This window comes from Microcoleus sp. T2B6, from assembly GCF_036700475.1.
GTDB lineage: Bacteria > Cyanobacteriota > Cyanobacteriia > Cyanobacteriales > Microcoleaceae > Microcoleus.
Map to the genome: position 1 here is coordinate 14,619 of NZ_JAUBOZ010000070.1, position 25,771 is coordinate 40,389.

18 protein-coding genes are annotated in these 25,771 nt (G+C 47.2%); 6 read left to right on the top strand and 12 right to left on the bottom strand.

Annotated features, from left to right (window positions below):
* Positions 1 to 35: 35 nt before the first annotated feature.
* Positions 36 to 557, bottom strand: coding sequence for a GNAT family N-acetyltransferase (locus QUA00_RS25115; RefSeq protein WP_333411556.1), 522 nt, complete (start codon positions 555 to 557; stop codon positions 36 to 38).
* A 210-nt stretch (positions 558 to 767) separates the two neighbouring features.
* Here QUA00_RS25115 and QUA00_RS25120 point away from each other — a divergent pair, with 210 nt between their 5' ends.
* Positions 768 to 2,837 (top strand): ABC transporter ATP-binding protein, encoded by a 2,070-nt coding sequence (locus tag QUA00_RS25120; protein ID WP_333411563.1) that lies wholly within the window; start codon positions 768 to 770, stop codon positions 2,835 to 2,837.
* A 434-nt stretch (positions 2,838 to 3,271) separates the two neighbouring features.
* On the opposite strand, the gene QUA00_RS25125 is transcribed toward QUA00_RS25120, so the two are convergent.
* From QUA00_RS25125 to QUA00_RS25165, 9 genes are all read right to left on the bottom strand, one after another.
* Entirely contained in the window at positions 3,272 to 9,520 is a 6,249-nt protein-coding gene (locus QUA00_RS25125; protein WP_333411557.1) for an SdrD B-like domain-containing protein, read from the bottom strand.
* Between the two features lie 109 nt (positions 9,521 to 9,629).
* The gene (locus QUA00_RS25130) at positions 9,630 to 10,121 is read right to left on the bottom strand and encodes a hypothetical protein (protein WP_333305195.1); all 492 of its coding nucleotides are present in this window, start codon (positions 10,119 to 10,121) and stop codon (positions 9,630 to 9,632) included.
* A 123-nt stretch (positions 10,122 to 10,244) separates the two neighbouring features.
* A complete protein-coding gene (locus QUA00_RS25135) occupies positions 10,245 to 10,982 on the bottom strand; it encodes a PEP-CTERM sorting domain-containing protein (protein WP_333140359.1) in 738 nt (245 codons plus the stop codon).
* Between the two features lie 362 nt (positions 10,983 to 11,344).
* Complete coding sequence (locus QUA00_RS25140; RefSeq protein WP_333300549.1) at positions 11,345 to 11,488, bottom strand: hypothetical protein; 144 nt, start codon at positions 11,486 to 11,488, stop codon at positions 11,345 to 11,347.
* Positions 11,489 to 11,857: 369 nt separating this feature from the next.
* Complete coding sequence (locus QUA00_RS25145; protein WP_333105450.1) at positions 11,858 to 12,076, bottom strand: hypothetical protein; 219 nt, start codon at positions 12,074 to 12,076, stop codon at positions 11,858 to 11,860.
* A gap of 144 nt (positions 12,077 to 12,220) precedes the next feature.
* Positions 12,221 to 13,438, bottom strand: a complete 1,218-nt coding sequence (locus tag QUA00_RS25150) for a DNA double-strand break repair nuclease NurA (protein ID WP_333140355.1) — start codon at positions 13,436 to 13,438, stop codon at positions 12,221 to 12,223.
* 411 nt (positions 13,439 to 13,849) lie between these two features.
* The gene (locus tag QUA00_RS25155; RefSeq protein WP_333140432.1) at positions 13,850 to 14,644 is read right to left on the bottom strand and encodes an HAD family hydrolase; all 795 of its coding nucleotides are present in this window, start codon (positions 14,642 to 14,644) and stop codon (positions 13,850 to 13,852) included.
* 441 nt (positions 14,645 to 15,085) lie between these two features.
* The gene (locus QUA00_RS25160) at positions 15,086 to 15,823 is read right to left on the bottom strand and encodes a DUF928 domain-containing protein (RefSeq protein ID WP_333140353.1); all 738 of its coding nucleotides are present in this window, start codon (positions 15,821 to 15,823) and stop codon (positions 15,086 to 15,088) included.
* Between the two features lie 285 nt (positions 15,824 to 16,108).
* Entirely contained in the window at positions 16,109 to 16,849 is a 741-nt protein-coding gene (locus QUA00_RS25165) for a DUF928 domain-containing protein (protein WP_333140351.1), read from the bottom strand.
* A gap of 335 nt (positions 16,850 to 17,184) precedes the next feature.
* Here QUA00_RS25165 and QUA00_RS25170 point away from each other — a divergent pair, with 335 nt between their 5' ends.
* From QUA00_RS25170 to malQ, 4 genes are all read left to right on the top strand, one after another.
* On the top strand, positions 17,185 to 18,975 hold the full coding sequence (locus tag QUA00_RS25170; protein WP_333411559.1) for a CHASE2 domain-containing protein: 1,791 nt from the start codon (positions 17,185 to 17,187) through the stop codon (positions 18,973 to 18,975).
* 74 nt (positions 18,976 to 19,049) lie between these two features.
* Positions 19,050 to 19,808, top strand: coding sequence for a MinD/ParA family protein (locus QUA00_RS25175; protein WP_333140347.1), 759 nt, complete (start codon positions 19,050 to 19,052; stop codon positions 19,806 to 19,808).
* A gap of 175 nt (positions 19,809 to 19,983) precedes the next feature.
* On the top strand, positions 19,984 to 20,109 hold the full coding sequence (locus QUA00_RS25180) for a photosystem II protein Y (protein ID WP_333140345.1): 126 nt from the start codon (positions 19,984 to 19,986) through the stop codon (positions 20,107 to 20,109).
* 463 nt (positions 20,110 to 20,572) lie between these two features.
* Entirely contained in the window at positions 20,573 to 22,081 is a 1,509-nt protein-coding gene (gene malQ / locus QUA00_RS25185) for a 4-alpha-glucanotransferase (protein ID WP_333140343.1), read from the top strand.
* 527 nt (positions 22,082 to 22,608) lie between these two features.
* Here the strand turns inward: malQ and QUA00_RS25190 are convergent.
* Positions 22,609 to 23,490, bottom strand: a complete 882-nt coding sequence (locus QUA00_RS25190) for a RodZ domain-containing protein (protein ID WP_333140341.1) — start codon at positions 23,488 to 23,490, stop codon at positions 22,609 to 22,611.
* On the bottom strand, positions 23,487 to 24,281 hold the full coding sequence (locus tag QUA00_RS25195) for a pseudouridine synthase (RefSeq protein ID WP_333140430.1): 795 nt from the start codon (positions 24,279 to 24,281) through the stop codon (positions 23,487 to 23,489). The genes QUA00_RS25190 and QUA00_RS25195 overlap by 4 nt, the downstream gene beginning before the upstream one ends.
* 617 nt (positions 24,282 to 24,898) lie before the next feature.
* Here QUA00_RS25195 and QUA00_RS25200 point away from each other — a divergent pair.
* A complete protein-coding gene (locus tag QUA00_RS25200) occupies positions 24,899 to 25,690 on the top strand; it encodes a DUF2993 domain-containing protein (protein ID WP_333411562.1) in 792 nt (263 codons plus the stop codon).
* The last annotated feature ends 81 nt before the right edge of the window (positions 25,691 to 25,771 follow it).

Genomic DNA, 25,771 nt, shown 5'->3' on the forward strand with positions numbered 1-25,771 from the left:
GTAATTTAAATGCAGTAAGGTGCGCCTAGCGCACCCTACAAAACTACTTTTGACTGGTAACTTTCTCGCGAGATAGAATAATATACTACATCAGTTTCGTAATAATGAGCATTTTTTTCATATTTCATGCCAACTTTCTGCATCAGCCGCTGGGAGGTTATATTTTCTGGGAGGGCGATCGCAACTATTCTCTCCAAATTTAATATTTGAAATCCATAGTTTAGACTAGCCAAAGATGCTTCTGTCGCCAATCCTTGATTCCAATAAACTTTGTCGAGGGCATAGCCTAGCTGAACTTCCGGTGTCTTCTCCAGAAAATTCAGTCCGCAGCGACCAATCATTTTACGGTCTATTTTATGTACTAAAGCCCACATTCCGAAGTTGTTTTCTTCCCAACTTTTGAGCATGGTATGAAGGGCGATTTCTGTTTCTTCTCTAGTTTTAACTCCTCTCAAGTATTTCATTATTTCTGCATCACTGTAGATGCGGTACAGCTCATCTAAGTCGTATGGCGTAAATTGTCTCAGATACAATCGGGCTGTCTCTATCTCTTGCATGATGACAGTATAACCTTTAACATTAGATTATAGTACCACTTTGGCGGGCTACAAACATTTTAGTTGGGTTTCGTTCCTCAACCCAACCTGCTGTTACAAGAAAACACTCTTTGTGAAACAGGCATCTTGCCTGTTACTGATATTAGTGCCAAATATTCATTCTCTTTGTTACAATTATTAACTAGATATATTGTACAGTTTTTGCCATCAATGACTATTTCCTCACCAGTAGCAGACACCAAAAACAAATCCGGCCAGGAAACAGACTGGCGGTTATTCATGAGGTTGGCATCTTACGCAACCCGCAGCAAACGCTTGCTGATTATTGCGATCGTACTATTAGTACCGCTAGCAGTCTCAGGAGCAATTCAACCCATTCTCATCGGACAGGCAATTTCGGTAATTCGCTCGGAACCTACCTACGAATTCCTGCGGGGAGTGCCTCTATCTGCTGCATTGAATATTTTGGCAGTTTTGCTCATGCTAACTATAACACTTAGATTAGCACTGCAATCACTTCAAGGGTATTTAGTCACGAAAGTAGGGCAAATAATTACTACAGATATTAGAAATGATTTGTTCGCCCACGTCACATCGCTAGCAGTGAGATTTTTCGATCGCACTCCTGTCGGTAAACTGATGACTCGCCTCACCAGCGATGTAGAAGCTTTGGGAGAGGTTTTCTCTTCAGGGGCGATCGGCATTGTCAGCGATTTATTTTCAATTTTAGTAATTGCCATTTTCATGTTTACCATGCAGTGGCAACTAGCTTTAATGTTGGTGCTGATGATGATACCAATTACCGCAGTCATAGTTTATTTCCAGTACCAATATCGCATAGCAAATTACAATACCAGAGAAGAACTTTCCGAACTCAACGCCCAACTGCAAGAAAACCTGACTGGTATTGGGGTAGTGCAGCTATTCCGCCGCGAAAGATTTAACTCAGAATTGTTTCGCGTCACGAATAAACGCTACATTAAAGCAGTTGACAAAACTATATTTTACGACTCAGCCGTATCTGCGACATTAGAATGGATTGCTTTAGTGGCGATTGCAGCCGTTTTGTGGATGGGGGGTCAAAGGGTTTTAGCCGGTAATCTTAACTTCGGTACTCTCTCGGCATTCATTTTATTTGCTCAACGTCTCTTCGATCCGCTGCGGCAATTTGCTGAGAAATTCACTGCTATTCAAGCAGGATTTACCGCTGTCGAACGGATTAGCGATATTCTCAATGAACCCATCGAAATTAAAGATCCAACTAGCGGGAAGAAGGAAGGGCACAACACGGATTTTGACACGGATACACGGATGTTTGAAGCCAGAGGGAAGAGGGAAGGAGGAAGAAGGGCAGGTTATTCACCGTTGTTGATAACTGGACATCCAGAGGCAACGGCTTACAACTTGTCTCCGTTCGATCGAGAATTGCCAGATAATCATCAAAATCCAGCAAGTTCAGAATATCGTTTAGTGCCTAACAATCCCCAATCACCCCCCGCCAACCCCACCTTGCTAAGGGGAGGAGAAAATGCCAAATCGCAGAATTCAGAATCTGGAGAAATTCAATTTGACAACGTGTGGTTTGCTTACAAACAAGACGAATATGTCCTGCAAAACCTCAATTTCACCATCAAATCCGGCGAAAAAGTAGCATTAGTCGGCCCCACAGGTGCGGGCAAAAGTTCGATTATCCGTCTCCTGTGCCGCCTTTACGAACCTAGCCGAGGACGGATTCTGGTTAATCATGTGGATATTCGGGATTTGCCTCAAGCAGAGTTACGCAGGCACATAGGCGTGATTATCCAAGATGGCTTTCTATTTGCTGGTGACGTGAAGAGCAATATCAGCCTGGGAGAAAGTTACTCGATTGAGGAAATTCAAGCAGCAGCCGAAAAGACAAATGTTGCCCGTTTAATCGAACAGTTGCCTCAAGGTTATGATACGCAATTGCGGGAACGGGGAACGAATCTTTCGGGGGGACAAAAGCAATTATTAGCGTTTGCTCGCGCCGCTATTCGCAATCCCAGTATTTTAGTTCTAGACGAGGCAACTGCTAGTTTGGATGTGGGGACCGAAGCTTTAATTCAAGAAGCTCTAGAGCGTTTGATGGTGGACAGAACGGCGATAATTATTGCCCACAGGCTTTCGACTATCCGAAATGTCGATCGTATTTTAGTGCTCAAACGCGGGCAGTTAGTAGAGTCGGGCAGCCACGAAGAGTTGTTGCAGCAACAAGGGTTGTATGCCAGTTTGTACAAGTTGCAAATGCTGGGTAGTTAACCGAAAAAGGAATAAGGAATAAGGAAGGAAGAGGATTTTTCTTGAGGGGTGACAACGGCTCTGGAACCTTGATTGTAAAAGCATTGAAGCCGCTGAAGCTCAAAAAAGATAGTGCATTATGGACAGGCTTATTGACTCATAAGATTGTCCGATATCCCCTTGAACCTGATTCAAGGGATATCGCCACTCTCTTTTATTGACTTACGCACAGCAAGCGTATCTTTTCGCTTGGTCACTCAACTCAAAGCCTTGACGCAGCTTTGCTTTCAACCTGCTTGTCACCCTGCCAACCAATATGTTTCCCATGATTCTCGATGCCCAAACCCATATAGCCACATCCACGGATACTTCTGTGGTAATGTAGCGATATATGAAAGAGCTATCGACCTTAATTGACGAGATAATTTAAAAGTGCGATCGAAACACAACAAAATCTAAATCGCATTGCCGAAGTTAATTCCCTGCTCGATTTGACCGAAACCCACATTTACTTTGTGGCTTTCCTGCAGCCCAGTACCAGTCAAATTAAACATCCGCACCCCAGCAGGAGTAGACAAAAACAGATATTGTCCGTTATCGCTAACCGACATCCCCCCATTAACAAATGGCGAGGAAGCATTAATATTTTCACCGATACTCCTGCGGTATAATACATCCCAAGTATTGGTATCGTAAGCAATCAACTCATCGGCAACAGAATTAGCAGCGTAAAGGATATCCCTCGTCGGATCGAACGTCAACCCCCCGTCAAGGCCAGCCAGATTTTCCACAGCATTAAAATTGCGATCCATCACAGAAATGCCGCCGTTTAATTCCATTGCAATTAGCGAACCGTTGCGGCTAACCGCAGATACAGTACCGTCGTGATAAGAGTCTGTTTCATTCCGGGTGGGAAATGTGTTAGTCACGGCATCGTAAGTAAAGATCCGGCCTAGGGAACTGTTGGATTCAGTCATGAAAAACAGACTGCGATCGCTGCTGCGGTGGATGGGCGTGTCCTGTGTGACTTCGCCTCCAAAACCCGACCCGGCTGCGTCCGTCCGTACTGATAGAGTATCGGTAGCTAAATTCAGTTCCCGGAACGGCACCGTACCTGAACCGTTGAAGCGCGTACTCACCATTCCCCGGCCGTTGGAACCGATTGCCACGTCCCAAGCCCCGGCTTCTCCAAAATCGAGAGTGTAAGGAATATTGGTAACAGCATCGCTAGCGAGATTGACCTTGCGAATCAAACCTTGCGTCCCGCTAGTTTGATTGTCAGCAACGTACAAAGCGCTGCCATCTGGAGTAATGTCAGCACCGTTTAACAAAGTGCCAACAGCAAGTGGCGGTAACAAAGTCTGCGTGGCGACATCGTACCGCTGCACAGTTCCCGCACCGGTCGTGATGTAAAGCAAATTCCGCGTCGGATCGAAAACGCGATCGCGACCGTTAGCAACCGGAATGAGAATACTTGCCGGCGCGCCGCTGATACCGGGGAACGTTTGCTGCGAACCGGGTTGCAGCACTTCCGCAACTGTATAATTTCTCGGCCCGGCCAAACTCGCAAAGGAATAATTGCCACTAGCATCCGTTGTCGTAGAAGTTTCCCCCGCGTCCAATACACCATTTTGGTTGGTATCGAGAAAGACAGTCCAGCCTGCAATGCCAGGTTCGCCAGCAGTTAGTGCGCGATCGCGATTTAAGTCATTCCATTTTGTACCTCGAATTTCGTTTAGCTGTGCAGTTTGTCTGTTGCCAAAATTGACATTTTCAGCCAATTGATTCGCAGCAAGATTAACTGTTTGCGCTTGCGGAACGTTCGACCCCGGCAAACTTAAAACCCGCACGCCGCTGGGAGTTGACAGAAACAGCAATTTTCCATCATTGCTGACAGACATCACCCCGTTGCCAAACGGTGTAGATGCAGGGACATCTTCACCTATATTGAGGCTAAACAACGAAGTCCAAGTATTTGTATTAAAGGCAACGATTTGATTAGTTGTGGAATTCACAGCATAGAGGATATCTTTGGTTGAGTCGAAAGCTAAGCCACCATCAAAATTATTATTGAGGGTGGTAATTTGCCCGAGGTTTGGGTTACGGATCGAAATACCAACTCCGAAATCTTCTAAAGCAATTAACGCGCCGTTGCGGCTGACAGCAGATAGAGTACCGTCGTGAAATGTGTTTGTTTGCGATCGGTTGGGAAAAGTATCTGTTGTACCGTTGTAGGTAAAGATTGGGCCTGCGGAACTGTTGGATTCAGTCATGAAAAACAGACTGCGATCGCTGCTGCGGTGGATGTGCGTGTTCTGGTTGACTTCGCCAAATACTGACCCCGCATCCGATCGCTGCGTTAAAGTATCAGTAGCTAAGTTTATTTCGCGAAAAGGCACCGTACCGGAACCCTCCCAGCGCGTACTCATCATGCCTTTGCCGTTAGCCCCGATCGCCACATCCCAGGAACCGCTTTCCCCCCGACTAAGATTGTACGGGAGGTTAGTAACCGCACCGGTATTGAGGTTTACCTTGCGGAGGAATCCCTGCACGCCGCTGCGCTGGTTTTCCGCAACGTACAAAGTGCTGCCATCGGGGGTAATATCGACGCCGTTTAAGGAATTGCCGACCTCAAGGGGTGCTAGCCAAGCGTTAGCACTAAAGTCGTATCGCTCTACTGTTCCCTTGTTAGTGGTAATGTACAGTCGATTGCGGGTGCGATCGAAAACGTGGTCTCGGCGAGTTGGCAGGGGAATCAGAAAGTTTGTCCCCACCGGTGCGGTGATGCCGGGGAATGTTTGCTGCCAATCGGCTTGCAACTGTTCGGCAACGGTATAGTTGCCAGCAGGCAAACCTGGAAAAGCGTAATTGCCGCTAGCGTCTGTAACAGTAGAAGTTTCGCCGCCGTCGAGTACGCCGTTTTGGTTAGTGTCGAGAAAGACAGTCCAACCTGCTATTGGGAGTTCGCTACCGTCTCGCACACCGTTGCCGTTTAAATCATTCCACTTGCTGCCGCGAATCTCGGCATCGTCGTTTTGAATTGTTAGCACAGCAGTGGGGTTGGCTGTTCCGGCGACTCCCTCGTTGGTGAAGTTGGCAAAGGACAGCGCTACTGTCTCGTCGGGTTCGTAATTGACATCGCCTAATACCTGAATCGGTACCGTTTTGCTTGTCTCCCCTGCTGCAAAATTAACGGTAATTGGTTCTGCTTGCACGTCGCTGCCAATTGCTGCGGGATTGACTGCACCTGCTGCCAGGACTACATCTACACTTGAAGCTGTAGATGTATCTCCCGATCGCGTTACAGTCACGACATTGGCAGTGTTAGCAGCATTCCCTTCAGGCACATTAAAGGTAGCTGCACTGAAATTATAGGTAGGGGGAGTATCGTCGTTGCTAATGGCAGCCGTCACCGCGCCTGCTGTGCCTAAAGTGTAGCCGCTTCCTGCTGCCAAAGTTAGTTCGACTGTCTCGTTAGGTTCATTAGCAGTATCGGCAACTAAAGTTAGGGTAACTGCTGCGGTTGCGGAATTCGCTGCAAACGCAACCGTGCCGGTTGTGGCACTAAAAGCGGTAGCACCCGACTGAGTGTAATCATTGGCAAAACTAGCTGTTCCGCCAACCGAGAAACTGACTGTCAGCGGTTGAGACAGTGGCGAATTGATGCTGTCGGTGCGGGTAAAGGTGTAGGCGATCGTGCTGTCGCTGTCTTCGATCCCGCCCTCGGGCGAAACTGCTAGCGTCACCTCGGCATCTAATGCAGGTGCACTGACGTTGAAATTGCCCAAATTAACAGCAGTGGCTGCATTGCCGCTGGTATCTAAAACTTGAGATTCTGCTAATTCCAGAGTGTAAGTCCCGTTGTCCGCTGCGTCCCAACTGTCGCCGGGGGCGTTAATTTGATAAGTTGCAGTCCGAGGCGTGCCGTTTCCGCCAGGAGTCGCGCTTAAGAATGCCACCAACTGACTGAAGTTGTTTGGGCCTGTCACTCGAATGTCGCTGCTATCCAGGCTGCTGACCTCTACAGCCGTGTTGTCAGCATATTCGACGGTAAATGTCAAGCTATTGCTTCCTGCCGAAATGTTCGCAATTGGGTTGAGCGTTGCTGTGGGCGGGGTAGTGTCAAAAGGTTGACGTGTTCCTGAAATCTGAAAATCAAAGGGATCTTCATCGCTGTCGCTGTTGGCAAAGGAAATTTGACCGCCATAAGTGCCGATCGCAGTTGCATCGAATTTGACAGAGAAAGTAGTCTCGCTGCCGGGAGTTAGGTTTGTACTGCCAAAACTGCTAACTAAGCTGAAACCTGTTGGCAGGGCGATCGCATTGTTGAGAGTCAGGTTGCCACTGCCTGTATTTTTCACGGTAAAGGTTTTGACAACCTCTGTTCCTAAAACGGCGGTACCGAAATTAACTGTTCCCATATTGTCTGCGATGTTAGCGGTGCCGTCGAACAAGTCGATTTCTGGAACGTTGTCTGCAATCGGTGTCGGCGTTGGCGTCGGCGAATCGCTTGGTGTCGGTGTTGGCGTTGGTGTTGGTGTTGGTGTATCGCTTGGCGTCGGCGTCGGCGTAACAGATGGTGTCGGTGTCGGTGTTGGTGTTGGTGTATCGCTTGGTGTCGGCGTCGGCGTTGGCGTCGGCGTCGGCGTTGGCGCTGGCGTATCGCTTGGCGTCGGCGTCGGCGTTGGCGTTGGCGTATCGCTTGGCGTCGGCGTCGGCGTTGGCGTTGGCGTATCGCTTGGTGTCGGCGTCGGCGTTGGCGCTGGCGTATCGCTTGGTGTCGGCGTTGGCGTATCGCTTGGTGTCGGCGTCGGCGTTGGCGCTGGCGTATCGCTTGGCGCTGGCGTCGGCGTCGGGGTTGGCGTCGGCGTCGGGGTTGGCGTATCGCTTGGCGTTGGTGTTGGCGTATCGCTTGGTGTCGGCGTCGGCGTTGGTGTTGGCGTATCGCTTGGCGCTGGCGTCGGCGTCGGGGTTGGCGTCGGCGTCGGGGTTGGCGTCGGCGTTGGCGTCGGCGTATCGCTTGGTGTCGGCGTTGGCGCTGGCGTATCGCTTGGCGCTGGCGTCGGCGTCGGGGTTGGCGTCGGCGTTGGCGTCGGCGTTGGCGTCGGCGTCGGCGTCGGCGTTGGTGTTGGCGTATCGCTTGGCGTTGGTGTTGGCGTTGGTGTTGGTGCTGGCGTCGGCGTTGGCGTTGGCGTCGGCATATCGCTTAGTGTTGGTGCCGGCGTATCGCTTGGCGTCGGCATTGGGGTGAGGGATGGTGTCGGCGTCGGCGAACTGAGGGGCAGTATCCCCGTGTCTGGCTGTGTCGGTATCAACAAGGATGGTGGTGGAGTGTCATTATCTGTAATCGCTAAAACAGCAGTATCGCTATACCCAATTCTTACCTTTCCTCTAGGGTTGCTCAAGCGTAAATTAAATAACTCTCCTTCAAATGCGACATCATTTACCAAGGGAACTGTTACTGTCTGAGTGGTTTCTCCGGGGGCAAAATTGACCTCAATGGGAGTCGCGCTGCCATAGGAGGGAGATGTCGCTGAGTTATTAACAATAAATATAGTTGCCCCTACAGTTGCATCTAAATCACCACCTTTGCGTTTCACTGTTATTGCAGCGATCGGCGTGCCGTCTTCTTTTCTTTCAAACTTCGTCTCGCTCAATTCTAATATTGAGCTAATAGGAGTAATTTCGCTGGTAAATTTAGAGGCTGTAATTTCGTTGCTGTTAATTCCTTTTAAAATTGCCAGATACTCGCCAGTAACTCGATCTTGAATTACTGCATCGTTTGCAAACTCGCTGCTGCCTTGATAAATGCTCAAGTCTTGAAATGCTAAGCCGCCGTCCAATGCAATTAAGTCAAATCCTTGAGCGAAGTCGCTAATAATGTCAGCATCGGATAGATTTGTGCCGCCAGTAGTAAAAAAGCCGGGAACGCCATCGATTCTATCGATTCTGCCGATAACAAACAAATCGCCACCGCTGCCGCCTGTTAAAGTATCGCCCCCGCGATCGCCAAAAAGGACATCATTTCCTTCCTCTCCAAATAAGAGATCGCTTTCTTTTCCGCCGCGAATTATGTCATTTTGTGTCCCGCCGTAAACTGTATCTAAACCTTCACGGCCATTGAGAGTATCATTGTCTTCGTCCTCGTAAATGAAGTCGCTGCCGAAACCAGGAAATATGATGTCGCCGTCGGTTTTTCCATTAGCGGTATCGCTGCCTAATTGATTGTAAAGAATATCATTATGTGTTTCTCCTAAGAGTTTATCGTCATCTTTGCCGCCGAGAACGATGTCGCTGCCTTTTTTTCCCACCAAACTGCGACTACCTTCATTGCCATTGAGTTCCTTTTCTCTGCGGCTGCCGATTAGGTTGCCAGAGTCAGATCGATCGCCTGCAGGTTGCTTGCTGCCAATACCTCCGAACAAGATATCGTTGCCCAAGTCGCCGTAAATGATATCGTTGCCCCTATCTCCGAATACCCGGTCATCTCCTTTTCCTCCGTGTACGGAGTCATTATCTTTGCCGGCGTAGATAGTATCATTATTTTGTTTCCCGTTAATGTAGTCATTGCCTTCATTAGCCCACAGCAAGTCGCTTCCTTCGTCACCAAGGAGTGTGTCGTTACGGCTATCGGCTTGGATGATGTCGCCCAATCGCCCACCTGTCAGAAAATCCTGTTCTTGCGTTCCCTCAAAAGTAGGCATTTTAGGTTCCACCTATCAAAAATCTGCACGATCGATTTTACATCCACTCAAAACTCATATTATCTAGCAGATATATATAACGTCAATTAACAGGCACTTATAGATCGGATCAGCATGGCGCAACTGGCATTGCTGGCGATCGCCCAACGCTTGCCCTCCTAAAACCCCAATTGTCGCACTTAACCACCGCGCCCCAGAGTTTTTGAGTTTGTGACCCCTGGATGGATTCACTAACTTTTTTGTAGAACATCAACAGCACCATCATCAGCCTTTTGAACTTGGTGCTGTTTATTGAATTGACGATCGCTTGTTGTTGGGGAATGTACCGGGGTTGGACGATCGGTGAAGCAACTGTTGGCAAAATAGTCTTACTAGCCGCGATCGCTGCAATCCTGTTTCGCTTCTGGCAAGGGAGCATCTCATATTTGTAAAAATACTTCTTCTGGCTCCTTCCTTCTTCTGGCTCCTTCCTTCTTCTTCTTTCCTTCTGCCTCCTGCCTCCTGCCTCCTGCCTCCTGCCTCCTGCCTCCTGCCTCAAAACTCCAATTTCTAGCGGAGGGCTGCAAAGGTGAGATGCTCCCTCTGGCAATCCTGGCCGCATGAGGCAAGCGGTGTTAAGTGTGTGGCCTCAAGGCGCGTTTTGGGTGTTTGTTGGGGGATTAGTCGGCTGCACTTCCAAGTGGGTTTTCGAGCAAGCTGTTGCCCGCAACTGATAAGTTGAGATTTAAACTCTTGTCAAACGGTAGATTAACCGCATCGGCGTTGTTTTATGCTGCGGATTTGATTTCTTTCGTTTCAGCCATCCTCCCAAGCCCAGGGCTATAGCTGAACCAAAGATTGTGGTCGGTTCAGGCACAGGCTCGGCAACGTCGGCGGTTTCAATTACTAGACTGGAACGACCAAGAGCATCAGTACCTCCCAGAGCGACCCCACCAACGTTCAAGAGACTGATGGCAAACCCAGCAAAAGTATCGCCATTGCTAACTCGCTGATTTACAAACGGAGTTACGTCAAAGTTAAGAGTATCACCCGGAGATGAGGATGATATATCTACAGAAGTTAACAATACTTCATCCCCCAAAAGATCTGATGCTTCGGCTGTTCCGTTTCCTAAATAGCCAAAGATGCCCAGAGTACCAGGACGGCCTCCTTGGAAACTGGATATCTTATCCTGAAAGATAGCACTACGAATAATTGTGTTAGGAGCAAGAAAAAAGTTGCTAATATTAAATTCAGCTAACCTGGTTGTTATACTACCCGGCCCGTATGACACGTACTCATCCCCAGGGATAAGCCTAACGTCCTCATACACACCCATCTGATACATACTTGCGGTCGCTCCAAATTGGATAGTAGGTGTCAAGGTAAATGTAGCTGCTTTAACTTCTTCGCTTGTTCCCAGAACAAAACCTAGAGCGGTGCAAACAGAGGCAACGGCAACTTTGCGGTATAGATTCTTCATACAAACTACATTTCCTTTTGTACTAAACAACTTGACTAAAAAGCCCATTTAGTAATCAAATTACCTAAATACTAGCTAGCTTACTGAAAAAACCATAATTCTTTATTTAACTTATTCAATCTTAACTAGAAAGTTAGCTGAATCAATGCTCTAAAGAGCAAGTAACGATCGCCATTATCAAAACAGAACCGCTGCGACCATCGCCTCAAACCGAATCATCCATCCATCCATCCACACTCCGAACAATCCCGATGAACAGGTGGCGTTTCCTATTTGGGATAAGTCATTTCGCAGCGGGGACATTGACCAGTAAACAGTGGGTGGGTATCCAAAAGTTCTAACTGTTGTTCCAAAGTCCACCCCTATCTCGGTTGCAGGATGAGTTCGCCGTTGTAGTAGCTTGCACCTTCGGGTTCCCATAGTTCCTCCGGCGGGGCGTTGGGGTTGACGGGGTGACAAGCAGGTTGAAAGCAAAGCTGCGTCAAGGTTTTGAGTTGAGTGACCAAGCGAAAATATCTTCGCGGGCGTGAGTGAATAAAAGAGAATGGCGAGATCATTTGAATCAGGTTCAAGGATCTCTCGGAGGATCTTATGAGTAAGATAAGCCTGTCAATAATCCGCTATCTTTTTTGAGGTTCAGGGGCTTCAATGCTTTTACCATCAAGATTCCAGAGGCGTTGTCACCCCCTCAATGATTTTTCCCCGATCCCCATCGGACCCTCTCCCACTCTCGCCTATGGGTAGCAGCTTATTATATCAAGTCTGATAGTGAATACCCTCTAAGTTGGGTTGAGGAATGAAACCGAACACTATCGATTTTAGATTTTAAATTTGTCCTCGCATCTAAAATCTAAAATCTAAAATCTAAAATCGCCTCACTTGCCCGAAATCATTTTTCCCAGGGTTTCCGGCAAGTGAATTATATGTTGGAAAAGCTGATTTGGGCCGATGCCAAACAATAACTGCATCGTCAGCACAATTGCTGCTAAACCAATCGCTGTCCCGATGCTGGCTTTCAATACTTTAAAAGCCCAATTAAAGACTAGCCAAGATACAAGTAACGAAGCAATTAAGATAATTATTTCTATTGGCATATAACATTTTTAACTTGATTTTAACTCTACATAACTTACGCATCAATACCAAAGAAACCGGGTTTTTTATCTGTGTTAAAGGCTTAAATGCAGTATTTCTGTAAAAACCCGGTTTCTGCGTCCCAGATTACTCTACTTATTACTTTAAGCAATACTGCCGCGCTTCCGTGTTTCCTTATAAGAAATTCCGACATTTTTTAAGCCGGCTTTAATCATTTGCTGCTCTAACAAAGCGAAAAAGCGAGTTCGATCGCCCCCCGTGACTACCGCTTGATTGTGAGCTTCTGCTAGCGTCACCGGATACCCACCGCCTTTGTGTACTTGAGCCAGCATCATTCCTAATGCTAAATCTAGCTGTGCTTTATCTTGTGCTACCCATTCCGGTACTTCTATTCTAGCAATTTCTGTGCCAACGTGAACGTAACAGAAATAGACGGAATTAAGACCATACAAATCTAAAATTCGAGCTTGGGATTTCCACAAAGGGCTTCTTTGTCCCGGTGACAGGATTGTTGCCCACAATATGGCATCCCGCAAGGGTTCAAATTCTTGACAAGGTGCTTTTTCGGCGAAAGAAATTGTGGCGGCAAATCCGACGTTCGGGCAATTTGTCATGCAGTCTGGGACTTCGTGGGTGCAAGCTTCAAACCGTAAAAAAGATAAGCTTTCGGTGCTGCGAGAAGCACTTAAGTATCCTAACAGCGGAATTCCTGCTAAACGCAACTTGTCCCAAGATTCTAAAATTGGCAGCAAAATTTGATCGCGCGCTTCGCTGGGTAACTGTTCCAAAAACCAATAAATCAGGGAACCGTCTACCATTGCTAAAGCTGGCGCGGGCAATTTATTGTCGTTAACTTGGGCCCAATTGCAGCCCATTTCTGCTAAGGCAATTGCTTCGGAAACTGCCCGCCGGTATCCCATCCATTCTTCGGTTCTAATTCCCCACTGTCGCGAACCGTACAAGTCTTCGGGTTTGTAGAAAACTTCGGGTACGCTGTCTAAAACTGGGTGGCGGCTTTGCCCGTAGTGCAGCATGACTGTGCCGACGTTTAGCAGGTAGCAGTAGGCTATTTCGTGATGGTTGGGGGAAATTTGCGATCCGTCTGTGGCAAAGACTGTGTGGGCGGCGGGGGGTGCGGTGATGTAGGTGCGATCGTCTAAGGGCTCGATCGGCGTGGCAGCATTGAATAAAGTGCGATCGCGCCAACTCTCTTGCAATTCCACCAATTTTTCCTGTTCCGCAGCAGCCTTTACCAGCAAATTCTGAGCCACTTCCAAACGTTGGCGAGCGGCAGCCGCTTCCACATTCAAATGTTGGCTCATTCCCTGCATTGCCTTGGCTGCTTTAGTTAAATCGAGCATGGGTTTTAAGTCTCAATATCAGAAAGCTTTCAAGCTGAGAAATTATCAAAACACTTTTCAATTTTTTGGTGCCGAAGCTTGGTTTTTTGTCATACACGCGGTTTGATCAACTAAAATACTTCGTAGCAGCCCGCAGAAATAGTAAAAAAACCCGGTTTTTGAGGTCAAGAGTACCTGCAATAGTCTAAAAAAAAACACATTTTTTTTTGTCGAGATCCTTGCTTTTTTGAGGAATTTCTGTTATATTTATCTTATAATGGGATGGTGGCAAAAATAATATTTTTGCCACCATCCCATTATATTAAAATACCATGTCTACGCCGCAAAAGTCAACAAAAAAGATGTAAATTTTTGTTGTTTTTTTTGACTCTGAAAAGCGAAAAAAAAATCCACCTGTCCACAAATCTAACATCAACAGTCGCTCGGCAGCCAATCGGCAAAATCTCCGGCAAACTGGGACAGAGAAAGCAATTGAACGGGTGGATTTTGAGCCACAGATTCCCGTTCTGGCAAAGTATTGTAACCCCAATCAGCCAAAAATAACCTCACCTGAGATAAATCCGGCTGCTGCTTCACCGACAGCAAGGTTTTTAACCGGTCTTCCACAAACCAAATAGTCGAATCTTTGCCAGACGCAGCCATAAATTCCCGCAAAATTTGGTGTTTCGGCTTGTTGTATTCCTTACCAAAAATTAACTCCTGCGGCATTTGTACGCCTGCTAGCTGCAAAAGTTCCCGCACAAAACGGCCTTCCTTTGTAGTGACGATCGCCACTTTCACCGAACTCTCCTGCAACGAGTGCAAGCGATCGGCAACCCCTGGATAAAAGCGGTGCAAAGACAGCCACCCAGATAAATCCTCAGCAATCCAATTATCGCGCAATCCGTCTAACATAGCGCCGACAGACTGCGCTTTTAAATTATTTTCGGTCAACAAATAGGGTACTATATTGGGCCACTCTAGCAAAATTTGCTCTGGGGAAATTCCTGTCAGCAGTGCGCGGATCAGCAGCGGCATTTCCCAACCAGTTTCGATGGCGGGCCGCACTCGGTAAAAACTCAAAGCTAAATCTGGATCGGGCACTGTTTCGACGGGTTTCCAGATTTGACAGTAGGTACGCCAAGCGGTTTGGAAATATTCGATTAGTCCGTCACAAATCACACCGTCAAAATCAAGAGCTAGAATTGTCGGAAAGTTATTAGCCATCAATCGATTTTAGATTTTAGATTTTAGATTTTGGATTGAAGAATTGGAGAATTTGAGAATTGAACAAAACGATATCATATCATTTCCGGTTACAGCGGAATGATGTTGACAGTGAACAGTGAACAGTCAACAGTCAACAGTCAACAGTGAACAGTGAACAGTCAACAGTCAACAGTCAACAGTCAACAGTCAACAGTGAACAGTCAACAGTGAACAGTCAACAGTCAACAGTGAACAGTCAACAGTGAACTCGAATTTACTATTCCGATGCTAACGGATTTGATATCACTGATGACTCCTGGGACTGGTTATCGGATACTATTTTTTGGTTGTGCCAGGATAAAGACGGGGGCTTGTACCCTGGCTGCTTTCTGTCACTCGATTGAAGAATTGAAGAATTGACTATGCAAACACTCAGCAATGATTGGTGAACAGTCGTTATTAAAAAGACTGAACTAGCGGTTGAGTAGCAATCGATTCTAGTCCTTGGGACTGCAACAAATGCGTCCACTCGGCCCTGGGTTCCGAATCATCGGGTGCGAGGCGCCGCATTTCGGCTAGAGTAGCAAGAGTGTCGTACCAAATCCCATTTTTAGCATAAGCAATCACCTTAGCCATAGGGTCGGGATTTGCCAAATCCTTCTTGAGAGTTTCCTGCGGTTCAATTCGCTGCACGATTCCTTTAACAAAATAATTCCCCGACGGATCGTCATTGCAAGCCACCGAAAACGACCACTGATATCGCTGGCCAATCTCAAGAGATTTTTGGCGATCGCCGATAGCAGGAATACCGACCTCAACTATCCCGGGTTTGTCAACTTTGAAAGTAGTTTTGTAAACCTCGGTTCCTTTTCCATCGTCAGCTTGCAAAGTAAACTCGACTTGAGTCGAAGAGTGAGAAACGTAGGCAAAGAATGTTGGCGACTCTGCTAGCGTTAAACCATCATTGCTTTTAGGTATTAAAGGAATAATAGATAAATCCTTGGGACAAGCATCGCCTCGATGCGTCCCCCCTTGCCGATTGTCGGGGGCTGTGACATCTGGGGGTTTGAAATTAACATTCTGACTCAGCAGAATGGGTGCAGGCACAGCCTGCATCGGTGTAAGCAAACTGGGGAGAGTAACGGCGATCGCCAATACAGTCATCACCAGTGAAGTAAAATGTATAAAACGTTTCATTTTTCCACCCACTTGTAAAAATATTTATAGAGCGCATTTCTAATGTTAACCCGGAGTTTTAGCTCCGGGCGCGATCGAGTAAATGGGTCAATCGATTTTCGATTTTCGATTTTAGATTTTAGAGGCGACCCCCCGGATAAATGCGGGGGCAATAAGTGATTTTAGATTTTCGATTTTGGATTCATTCCACGGATAAATCACGTGGCGGGTACCACATGAAGAAATTCGTGGTCAATTTTCACATCGCCATCGGCAGACCGACCAAACTTCAAGAAATAGCGAGATTTAAAGAGGCCCAACCAGCGGTTGAGTTGCAACAGATTCCAGTCCTTGGGACTCCAACAATTGCGTCCACTTGGCTGTCAGCTTCACATCCCCCGGTGTCTGGCGCCGCATTTGGGCTAAAGTAGCGAGAGTTTCGTACCAAATCCCATTTTGAGCATAAACGTTAAGCCTAGTCATGGGGTCGGGATTTGCCAAATCGCTCTTGAGTGTTGCCTGCGGTTCAATTCGCTGCACGAAGCCTTTAACAACTAAATCTGCCGATCGATCTTGGGGGTCGCAAACCATCGAAAATGACCATACGTATCGCTTGCCCACTTCAAGGGATTTGTTGTTGTCCACTGTAGCAGGAATACTAACTCCTACAATCCCGGATTTGTCAAGTTTAAAGGTTTTTTCGTAGACTACTTTGTCTTCCTTTTCGTTGAGCAAAGTAAACTCTATTTCGGGCGCTGTGTTAGGAATATAGACAAAAATTGTGGGAGAATCTGTTAGGGTTAAACCGATATTAGTTGGAGGCACTAAAGGAGTAATAGATAAACCCGCTGGACAAAGCTTGTTGCCGCGATGTGCCCCTCCTTGTCGGTTGGCGGGGGCTGTTACGTCTGGAGGCTGGAAATTAACATTTTGACTCAGCAGAAGCGGCTGGGATTGTGCGCGCATCGGTGCAAGTGAAGTGGGTACGGTAGCTGCGATCGCAGATACGGCGACCGCAAGTGTAGCCCGATGTAGAAAACGTTTCATTTTGTTGTACCTTTCAGTATAATTGCAAACACAGGCATTCGCTGATGGCGACAAATATTTTTGAGATGCTAGTCGAGGGCGCAGATACACAATTTAAACCTTTACATATCATCAATAACATTTATTAATTCTATCGGCAAGTGGATTGTCCGTCCGAAAAATCAGGTTGCCTAGGTCGCAAGTATCATTGGATACAGTTGCTCGCCACGTACTGTAAATTTTTGTAACAAAGCGGTCGGAGTTTCCGAGTGTTCTAAGATGGAGGAAGTCTCCAGCAGGGGGAAATGTGAAACAACTGCTGTTCCAGAAACGAGTCAAACTTTTATGCTGGGATAATGAGTAAAATATCTAACAAAATTCGATCGGCAGCGACTCAATTGAGTCAAAGGTATAAACTATCACTAGCATTGGCTAAGTCTGTATTAATTGCCAGCGCGGCAGTAACATTATCCTTGATGGGGGCCAGACAGCTAGGAATAGTCGAACCAGTAGAATTAAGCGCTTACGACCAAATGGTGAGGTGGCGTCCCGATGAACAGCCAGACTCGCGTTTGCTAGTTGTGGGGATTACCGAAGCAGACATTCAGAAACTGAATCAGTGGCCAATATCCGATCGCACAATAGCTGAAATCTTACAAAAACTCGACAAAATGCAGCCTGCAGTCATCGGTTTAGATGTACTGCGAGACGTACCTTTAGGAGACGGGCGCGAGGAATTAACTAAACTTTTACAAAAAAGCGATCGAATTATCGGGGTATGTTTAGTCACCGACGGAAGCCCGGACAATCCCGGTTCTCCGCCTGCGCCGGGGCTGCCACAAAACCGCGTGGGATTTGCAGATTTCGGAGTCGATCCGGGTGGCATACTCCGCAGGGCTTTATTATTTATGAAACCGCCGACAATTGAGGGCAACTCCTCGGCCCAAAAACATCTTTGCAATGACAATTCTCAAGTTTTAGCTTCCTTCAACCTCCAGCTAGCCCTCCGCTACCTGCAAGGGCAAAAAATCTCTCCCAAACTGGCACCCGATCAATCTTTATGGCTGGGAAAAACCCAATTAAAACAACTAGCAAGCAATGACGGAGGATACAAAAATGCCGATGTCAGGGGATATCAAATATTAATTAACTATCGTTCCAGGCGGCAAGTCGCAAACCAAGTCAGAATTACGGATGTTTTAGAAGGGAAAGTTGACCCAAATTTAGTTAAAGATAAAATAGTTCTCATCGGTTACACCACAGAAACCGTTAAAGATTTGTTTTATACTCCTTACAGTGGGCGACAGCAAAGCAACCAATTCATGCCTGGTATCGTGGCACACGCACAAGTGGTCAGCCAAATTTTGAGTACAGTTTTAGACAACAGACCGATGTTTTGGTTTTGGCCGGAATGGGCAGAAATATTGTGGATTTCGGGATGGTCAATTGTGGGAGGAACCTTGGCATCGCGGATGGCTCACCCAGCGAAGTTGACAGTGACATTCGGAACACTGCTGTCGGGGTGCTGCGCGATCGGCTTTGGGATTTTTCTGTTGGGAGGGTGGGTGCCTGTGGCAGCGCCAGCCTTAGCATTAATCGTAACTGGCGGTAGCATAGTATCAGCAGACAGATTTAATAAAGCCGGATACGGGAAAGCAATTAGCGATCGAGTAAAACAAGTCTTCAAAATCGAAATAGACCAAGCCAAAAAAGAACAGCAAGTCGCAGAAATCACAGAATCTGATTTCTTTAAAGAATTGCAGCAAAAGAAAGATAAACTGAGGATTAGCAAACAAGAAACCTCTGAAAAAACACCTTCCGAACCCCAAGAAATAATTGCCATTACCCCAGAGCTTCCCAATGTCGAAAGTCAGACAGACGAATATCTAGCTCAGTTGCAGGAAAAATCCCAACACCAGAAGCAGCGCGCCGCCGTGACTGAATCGGAAAGCGCCTCTCCAACGGGTGTCCCGATAGGTAGCGGTGGTGGTGCTAGTTCCGCCGAAACTAAACCTGATGACGAGTTCAGCGATTTGCAAACCAAAGCCAAACAGATGCGGCAGCGCAGGGGCGCCCAAAAGATGATAAAAGAGGAAAAAATTGATACTTTCACAGATAAGGAGGATTTGGGGGGGAAGGAAGAATGACCGACAACTCTACTGCATCATCGAGAATTGCATCATAATGGGTTCTCGCAGTTTCTTACCCTAATACGCAGATCATGTCCAAAATCATCTCTGTCCACTCTTACCGGGGCGGAACTGGCAAATCGAACACGACAGCAAACCTGGCATCTATTATCGCTCGCAGCGGAAATCGGGTCGCCATTGTGGACACAGACATTCAATCACCGGGGATTCACGTGCTGTTCGGTTTCAGCGAGAGCAACATGGATCGCTGCCTGAACGATTACCTGTGGGGCCGCTGTCCGATCGCGGATACGGCCTACAATGTGAGTTCGCTGCTGCCAAAATTAGCCAGTAACGGCAACCTCTACCTGATTCCTTCGAGCATTAAAGCAGGGGAGATAGCGCGAGTTTTGCGGGAAGGCTACGACGTGGGACTGCTTACCGACGGCTTTCAAGAACTGATCGAGGTTTTGAACTTAGACTACCTATTTATAGACACGCACCCGGGGCTCAACGAAGAAACCCTCCTCAGCATCACCATTTCCGACATCCTGCTGCTGATTCTGCGTCCGGATCAGCAAGATTTTCAGGGAACGGCTGTCACGGTAGATGTGGCCCGCAAATTAGAAGTTCCCAAGATTTTGATGACGATCAATAAAGCCCCTGAATCCCTAGATTTCGAGGATTTGAAGCAACAAGTAGAGAGTATTTACAACATTCCAGTGGCAGGGGTACTGCCCCACAGCGACCAGATGATGCTGCTCGCCAGCAAGGGAGTGTTTGCGCTGCACTTCCCTAACGACCCTCTAACTAAGGTTGTGGAAGGGATTGCCAAACAGATTGTGGGATAATTGCTGCAGCGAATGCCGATCGCCCGCCCAGGAGTTTCGCTTTCGCTCTCCATTCCTGCGGAGCCATGTCCTCCTGCGTATCCCGAATATTTGGTTAAAGAGTCAGGAGAATGGCGACAAAATGAGATACAAATAGATTATGAGAATTTGTTAAAAAACTTTAGGAGGAGAACTCATGGAATTTGACTTCCGCATACTAATAGTATTGATGCCCGTATTGTTGGCGGGCGGCTGGGCTGCTTACAACGTCGGTGCTATAGCTCTCAAACAAGTACAGAAAATGTTGAACAAGCAAGCATGAACTAAGCATTATCACCAGTAATTTCGCAGCCGGCTGTTTTTTGAGATACAAAACAGCCGGCTGATTTGTGCATGGGATCTGCTTAAGTGATGGCTGATTCTTGGTGGGCAATTTACGACTGCAGAGAGAGGGGGCAAAAACCAAAGAAAAGTTACGTTTAAAGATTAGGCAGAAACCGGGTACGCTCAAGCAAAATACTTGGTTGCAGCAAACGAGCCTGGGTAAAAAAACCTAGTTGCAAAAGCAGGGCGATCGTGTAATTTCTGATTTTGATGTTTTGAACTTTACTCAGGATTTATGAGTAGAGTGCCCTAAAAATATTTGGTAAGCACGTTATCGCAGAAAATATGAGACAATCACAAAAGTATTTGCCCTAAGAATCGCCCTAAAAACTACGAAGTTTAACTTGTAGGGAATATCGGTCAAATTGTCAATGTTAAATTCCTATATCTTGAGATAGATTATGCTTTTTCCCCGATCGAGCGGCATGCTAGTCCACCCCACGTCCTTTCCCAGTCGATTTGGCATTGGAGACATGGGAATAGAAGCATATCGCTTTATTGACTTTTTAGTAGAGAGCGACCAGCAATACTGGCAGGTATTGCCGCTGGGGCCGACAGGATACGGCAATTCTCCTTATTCCTGCTATTCAGCAATGGCGGGAAATCCGCTGCTGATCAACCCAGAAATGCTGCGTGACGCTCAATGGCTCGCCGATGAAGACTTCGCTAATTTACCAGAATTTCCGCTCGATTATGTAGACTTCGAGCGGGCGATCGCCCTGAAAGTGCCTTTGCTAAAAAAAGCTTGCGAAAACTTCAAAGCCAAAGCATCCCCGATCCAGCAAAAAGAATTCTCAGGTTTTTGCGAAAGCAAAGAGAATTGGCTGGAAGATTACGCCTTATTTATGGCACTAAAAGATCACTTTGGCGGTGTTAGCTGGAACAATTGGGAACCAGAAATTGCCCGTAGAGAGCCAGAGTCGCTAGAGAAATGGCGCCAGCAGCTAAATGCTGAGATTTATTACTACAAATACGTCCAGTTTGAGTTTTTTCGCCAGTGGACGGAGTTGAAACGCTATGCTAACCTGCGGGACATTAAAATTATTGGCGATATACCGATTTATGTAGCTCACGACAGCGCGGATGTATGGTCTCATCCAGAAATATTTTGCTTGGATGAAGCCACCGGAGAACCAGCTTTAATGGCGGGAGTCCCGCCTGATTACTTCAGCAATACAGGTCAATTGTGGGGCAACCCGGTATACAATTGGGAGAATTTGCAAGCAAATAATTTTGAGTGGTGGGTGCAGCGTTTTGAAGCGATTTTCGCTTATGTAGACGTAACTCGGATCGACCACTTTCGAGGATTTGACGCTTACTGGGCGGTGAAGCGCGGACAAGAAACTGCGATCGAGGGAGAGTGGATTAAAGCGCCGGGAACAGCTTTGTTGGATCTAATTAACGAGAAGTTTGGCAACTTGCCGATTATCGCTGAGGATTTAGGGGTAATTACTCCAGAAGTGGAAGCTTTGCGCGATCGATACGAGTTTCCAGGAATGAAGATTTTGCAGTTTGCTTTTGCCGGTGGTCCGGGCGATCCTTTTTTGCCTTTTAACTACGATCGCAACTGCGTAGTTTACACCGGCACCCACGACAACGACACGACTGTCGGCTGGTTCAATCAACTGCAAAACTACGAAAGAGATGAGGTTTTGCGTTATTTGGGCTGCATCGATCCCCAAGGAATTCACTGGTCTTTAATCCGCATGGGCTGGATTTCTATTGCTAATATGGCAATTGTGCCGTTTCAAGATTTGTTGGGTTTAGATACTGACGCGCGGATGAATTTTCCGGGGAAACCAGAGGGAAATTGGGGATGGCGGTATCGACCCGAAGCTTTGAATTGGGAAGTGCGCGATCGGCTCAAAACCATGACTTACATCTCCGGCCGCGCTCCTAATAAACATTGATTATCGCGAAGGGGTAATTGGTAATTGTTAATGGGTAATATCCAATCTGTTAGCATCGGAATTATTCCTATCTCTATACTCTTGATCTGCGTGAATCAGCGTCAATCCCTTGTCATCTGCGGTTCAGAAATTCTCTTTTTTTGACCGCAGATACAGGCAGATAAACACAGATTAACGCAGATGAATGATATCAATTACGCTTGCACCATCCGTGATTGTTAACCGAAAGCATCCAGGCTACAAGCCCCCGGATTCATCCGTCCAGAAATAAAAAACCTGTATCCCATGAAACTTGCCGAACGTATTTATCTCGCGCAAGTCAATGCTTCAATTCTAAAATCTAAAATCTAAAATCTAAAATCGATTGACTGTTGACTGGATTTGACTATTCCGATGCTACCGGGTTTGATAGAATGGGTAATTGGTAATTGGTAAGGAGTGCATCAAGACGGACATTATAATTAAACTCTGTGGACTGCCCGCTATTACCTATTACCTATTACCCATTAACAATTACCAATTAACACTCAACCTTCATTCTTGGGCGGTGCTGAAGGCTTGAGTTCGCTTGCTTTAAAAACAACTTCTTTGGCGACTCCAGGATCTCCGAGTGGTTCGGCTTGTCCGTTATTAACAGCAACCATTACCCCGCCGGCGTTACCTGCTACGACGACCAATTGCTTTTGAGCCCCCCAGGTGCGAACAGTCCCGGTCGGCAAAGTTCCCTCAAACTCTGTTTTACCATCGACTTCAACTTGCATCCACGATTCTGCTTTAAAAGTGACGTTAACCATCACTGGTTTATTGGCAGATTTATTTGAATTTTGACCGGTTCTTACTGCTTCGACAGCCTCGTAACTATCCGGTTTCTGATTTTGTGAGGCTCTTGATGCCTCAGCAGCGGCGCGAGCTTGTTCTTGCTGACCAAGCGCTAGTTCTTCGGCTCCCGCACCGTTTTTTGCGGTAATAGAACCGCTCATCAACTGAGATAAGACATTGACCGAACAGATAATTAGAAATGTGTAAAAGAGGTAGAGGTGCATCGGCCGCAACTGAGGCCCATCTTGCCAGGATAGCTTGGTTCTCGATCGGGGTGGCGGTTCGATCGGGAAAAAGTCGGCAAACTGAGTTCCGTCCAAACCCATTGCTTCAGCGTAGCGCTTGATCAAACCCTGAGTGTAGACGGGCTCGGGAAGTTGGTCGAGTTGACCGTCCTCGATTGCTTGTAGCAGATTCCGCCGAATCATTGTTACCACGGCTACTTTGTCCAAACAAATCGACTGCTGTTCGCGGTACTGACGGAGTTGAGTTCCAATTTCCGCTAGCTTCTTCTGAGCTGTTTCTGGCTCTTGGGAGTGCAGTTTCTGCTTAGTTGTTTTGAAGAATAAAAACAATAAATTCTTTGTCATATGCTGTGCTCCTGGGAATTTACTGGCACGCTTATTGATGTTAGGTTGACTAGATTCCATAAATAAATAATTTCCGCATCTTCTAGGGGTCGGCAGCAGCCTGGTGGCAATATTGGCGAACCAGGCCGCTGCAATTGAATCGGGCCAATGGCTGTGCGGTGCAGGCGCACCACGGGATATCCCAAGATCTCGGCTGTTCGCCGAATCTGTCGGTTTCTGCCTTCTGATAGAATGACTTCTAACAGAGTTTGGTCTTGCGCGCGATCGAGAACTTTAACTTTCGCGGGCAAAGTTTTTCTGCCGGACAAGATGATGCCCTGACGCCACGTTTGTAGTATGGGTTCCGGGGGATCGCCGCTCACCCAAACCTGATAAGTTTTGGCGATCGAGTGACGCGGATGGGTCAAACAAAATGTCAGCTTACCATCATTGGTGAGCAAGAGGGCGCCGGTGGAATCTGCATCTAAGCGTCCTACGGGGTGGATGCCTTGACCGGATCGCAGTTGTGGTGGCAGCAAGTCGAGAACTTTCGATCGGGCCCTTGGATCGCTGCAAGTAGAAACTACGCCGGCCGGTTTGTTGAGCAACAGATATACCTGTGCGGGTCGATCCGTTGGTTTCACTGGGACTCCATCGACTTGGATAAGATCGCGATCGGGATTCGCTTTTTCTCCTAAGCGAACAATATTGCCATTAACTCGGACTCGTCCAGCTACAATCATCTGTTCTGCAAGACGACGAGAGGCAATGCCCCACTGGGCGAGGATTTTTTGCAGCCTTTCATCAGACATGACGGGAGTGTGGAAATCCCCAACGAACCAGCGGTGGGGAGGAAACACGACACGGTTAATTGATTAACCGTACTAGCAATGCTCAATTCCTGGTTGGGAATAAATTATAATGCTGACCAATTATTAGAGGACGCCCAGCCTGGCACAGATTGTCCTTGTGCCCGGTGCAGATTGTCCTGATGGCATTACCCTGAATGCTGTGCAAAAACTACGACGAAAAGACTCGCGGCAGGCACAGGTTTGCACCGTTGGTTTGCGGCTGGTTTGAAAGGTGTGGGTCTGACCCGACCATAAACCAACACTACCATAAATCCCGTACTGCTGGTTAAATTTATACGCTCGATCGCGAATTTTTCATCGGGATCGCACAACTCGTGAACTACCCAAAGATCCCAAGGGGAGAAAGGTGAGAATTTTTCTGCTTCTGGCGTGGCTGATGCCAGATTTCTGCTTGATTTTGGAGTTGATCGGACTTGTGTTCATCAACCCGGTTTCTCAGGAGAATGAGAGGTTGACGGCGATATATCTGTGCAGAAACCGGGTTTTTGAGATTGGATGTGCAAGCTCTAGTTAAATTTCTGTGCTTGAATATTAAGGTTTATATTCTGAAATCGTTTATGACTGTCGATCGAAACTCTCTTCAATTTGACAATAGAGATGGGGCTGCTGGCTCTGGTGGGACTGTTAATCTCGACCTTGAGCCGGGGAGACCTTCGCCGAGTCAAGGCAGCCGGATCGCGAGCGCGGTGCTGTCTCCGGCGGTACAGTTGTGGCTGCGATCGCAAGTTCAGCAGGTGGACGAGTTGAAGGTGAAAATTGAGGGGAGCGATCGACAAATCTTCAGCGGTGCGATCCCCAAAGTCACGGCTGCCGCTCGGGGTGCTGTGTATAAAGGACTACACCTAACTGAAGTTGCCATAGAGGGCTGTGGCATTCGCATCAACCTCGGTCAAGCTCTCAAAGGCAAACCCCTGCGTCTGATGGAATCCGTTCCCGTGGCAGGCGTTTTGAGGGTCAGCCAAGCGGATTTGAATGCGTCGCTGAAAGCGCCTTTGCTGGCTGATGCTTTGAGCGAATTTTTGCTGCCTATGCTGCCACTAACAGATAGGGAAAAGTCGCTGAAGTTGCAAAATTCGCAGATTGTAATTGAGGCGGGTTTGTTGACGCTTTCGGCGGCAATTTTGCGCGCTGGGGGTACGCAAATTCCTTTTGTATTGCGGACTGGTTTGCGGATAGCCAGCGGTCGCGAATTGATGTTTGAATCACCCGAAATCGAAATGGATGGAGAATTAAAGAGCAGTGATTTCAATGGTTTTAAAATTGATTTTGGGCCGGAAGTTGAGATAGAAGAGTTGATTTTGAGTCCGGGGGAGATTGTTTGTCGGGGAGGAATTAGAGTTTTGCCTTAGTTAGTTAACAGTTGACAGTTGACAGTTGACAGTTGACAGTTGACAGTTGACAGTTGACAGTTGACAGTTGACAGTTGACAG

Excerpts from the sequence above, each read along its gene's own strand:
- QUA00_RS25125 (WP_333411557.1), bottom strand. The coding sequence starts at position 9,520 with ATGCCTACTTTTGAGGGAACGCAAGAACAGGATTTTCTGACAGGTGGG.
- QUA00_RS25145 (WP_333105450.1), bottom strand. The coding sequence starts at position 12,076 with ATGCCAATAGAAATAATTATCTTAATTGCTTCGTTACTTGTATCTTGG.
- QUA00_RS25200 (WP_333411562.1), top strand. The coding sequence starts at position 24,899 with ATGACTGTCGATCGAAACTCTCTTCAATTTGACAATAGAGATGGGGCT.
- QUA00_RS25170 (WP_333411559.1), top strand. The coding sequence starts at position 17,185 with ATGAGTAAAATATCTAACAAAATTCGATCGGCAGCGACTCAATTGAGT.
- QUA00_RS25135 (WP_333140359.1), bottom strand. The coding sequence starts at position 10,982 with ATGAAGAATCTATACCGCAAAGTTGCCGTTGCCTCTGTTTGCACCGCT.
- QUA00_RS25165 (WP_333140351.1), bottom strand. The coding sequence starts at position 16,849 with ATGAAACGTTTTCTACATCGGGCTACACTTGCGGTCGCCGTATCTGCG.
- QUA00_RS25175 (WP_333140347.1), top strand. The coding sequence starts at position 19,050 with ATGTCCAAAATCATCTCTGTCCACTCTTACCGGGGCGGAACTGGCAAA.
- malQ (WP_333140343.1), top strand. The coding sequence starts at position 20,573 with ATGCTTTTTCCCCGATCGAGCGGCATGCTAGTCCACCCCACGTCCTTT.
- QUA00_RS25120 (WP_333411563.1), top strand. The coding sequence starts at position 768 with ATGACTATTTCCTCACCAGTAGCAGACACCAAAAACAAATCCGGCCAG.
- QUA00_RS25195 (WP_333140430.1), bottom strand. The coding sequence starts at position 24,281 with ATGTCTGATGAAAGGCTGCAAAAAATCCTCGCCCAGTGGGGCATTGCC.
- QUA00_RS25190 (WP_333140341.1), bottom strand. The coding sequence starts at position 23,490 with ATGACAAAGAATTTATTGTTTTTATTCTTCAAAACAACTAAGCAGAAA.
- QUA00_RS25160 (WP_333140353.1), bottom strand. The coding sequence starts at position 15,823 with ATGAAACGTTTTATACATTTTACTTCACTGGTGATGACTGTATTGGCG.
- QUA00_RS25130 (WP_333305195.1), bottom strand. The coding sequence starts at position 10,121 with ATGCGGCCAGGATTGCCAGAGGGAGCATCTCACCTTTGCAGCCCTCCG.
- QUA00_RS25155 (WP_333140432.1), bottom strand. The coding sequence starts at position 14,644 with ATGGCTAATAACTTTCCGACAATTCTAGCTCTTGATTTTGACGGTGTG.
- QUA00_RS25180 (WP_333140345.1), top strand. The coding sequence starts at position 19,984 with ATGGAATTTGACTTCCGCATACTAATAGTATTGATGCCCGTATTGTTG.
- QUA00_RS25150 (WP_333140355.1), bottom strand. The coding sequence starts at position 13,438 with ATGCTCGATTTAACTAAAGCAGCCAAGGCAATGCAGGGAATGAGCCAA.
- QUA00_RS25115 (WP_333411556.1), bottom strand. The coding sequence starts at position 557 with ATGCAAGAGATAGAGACAGCCCGATTGTATCTGAGACAATTTACGCCA.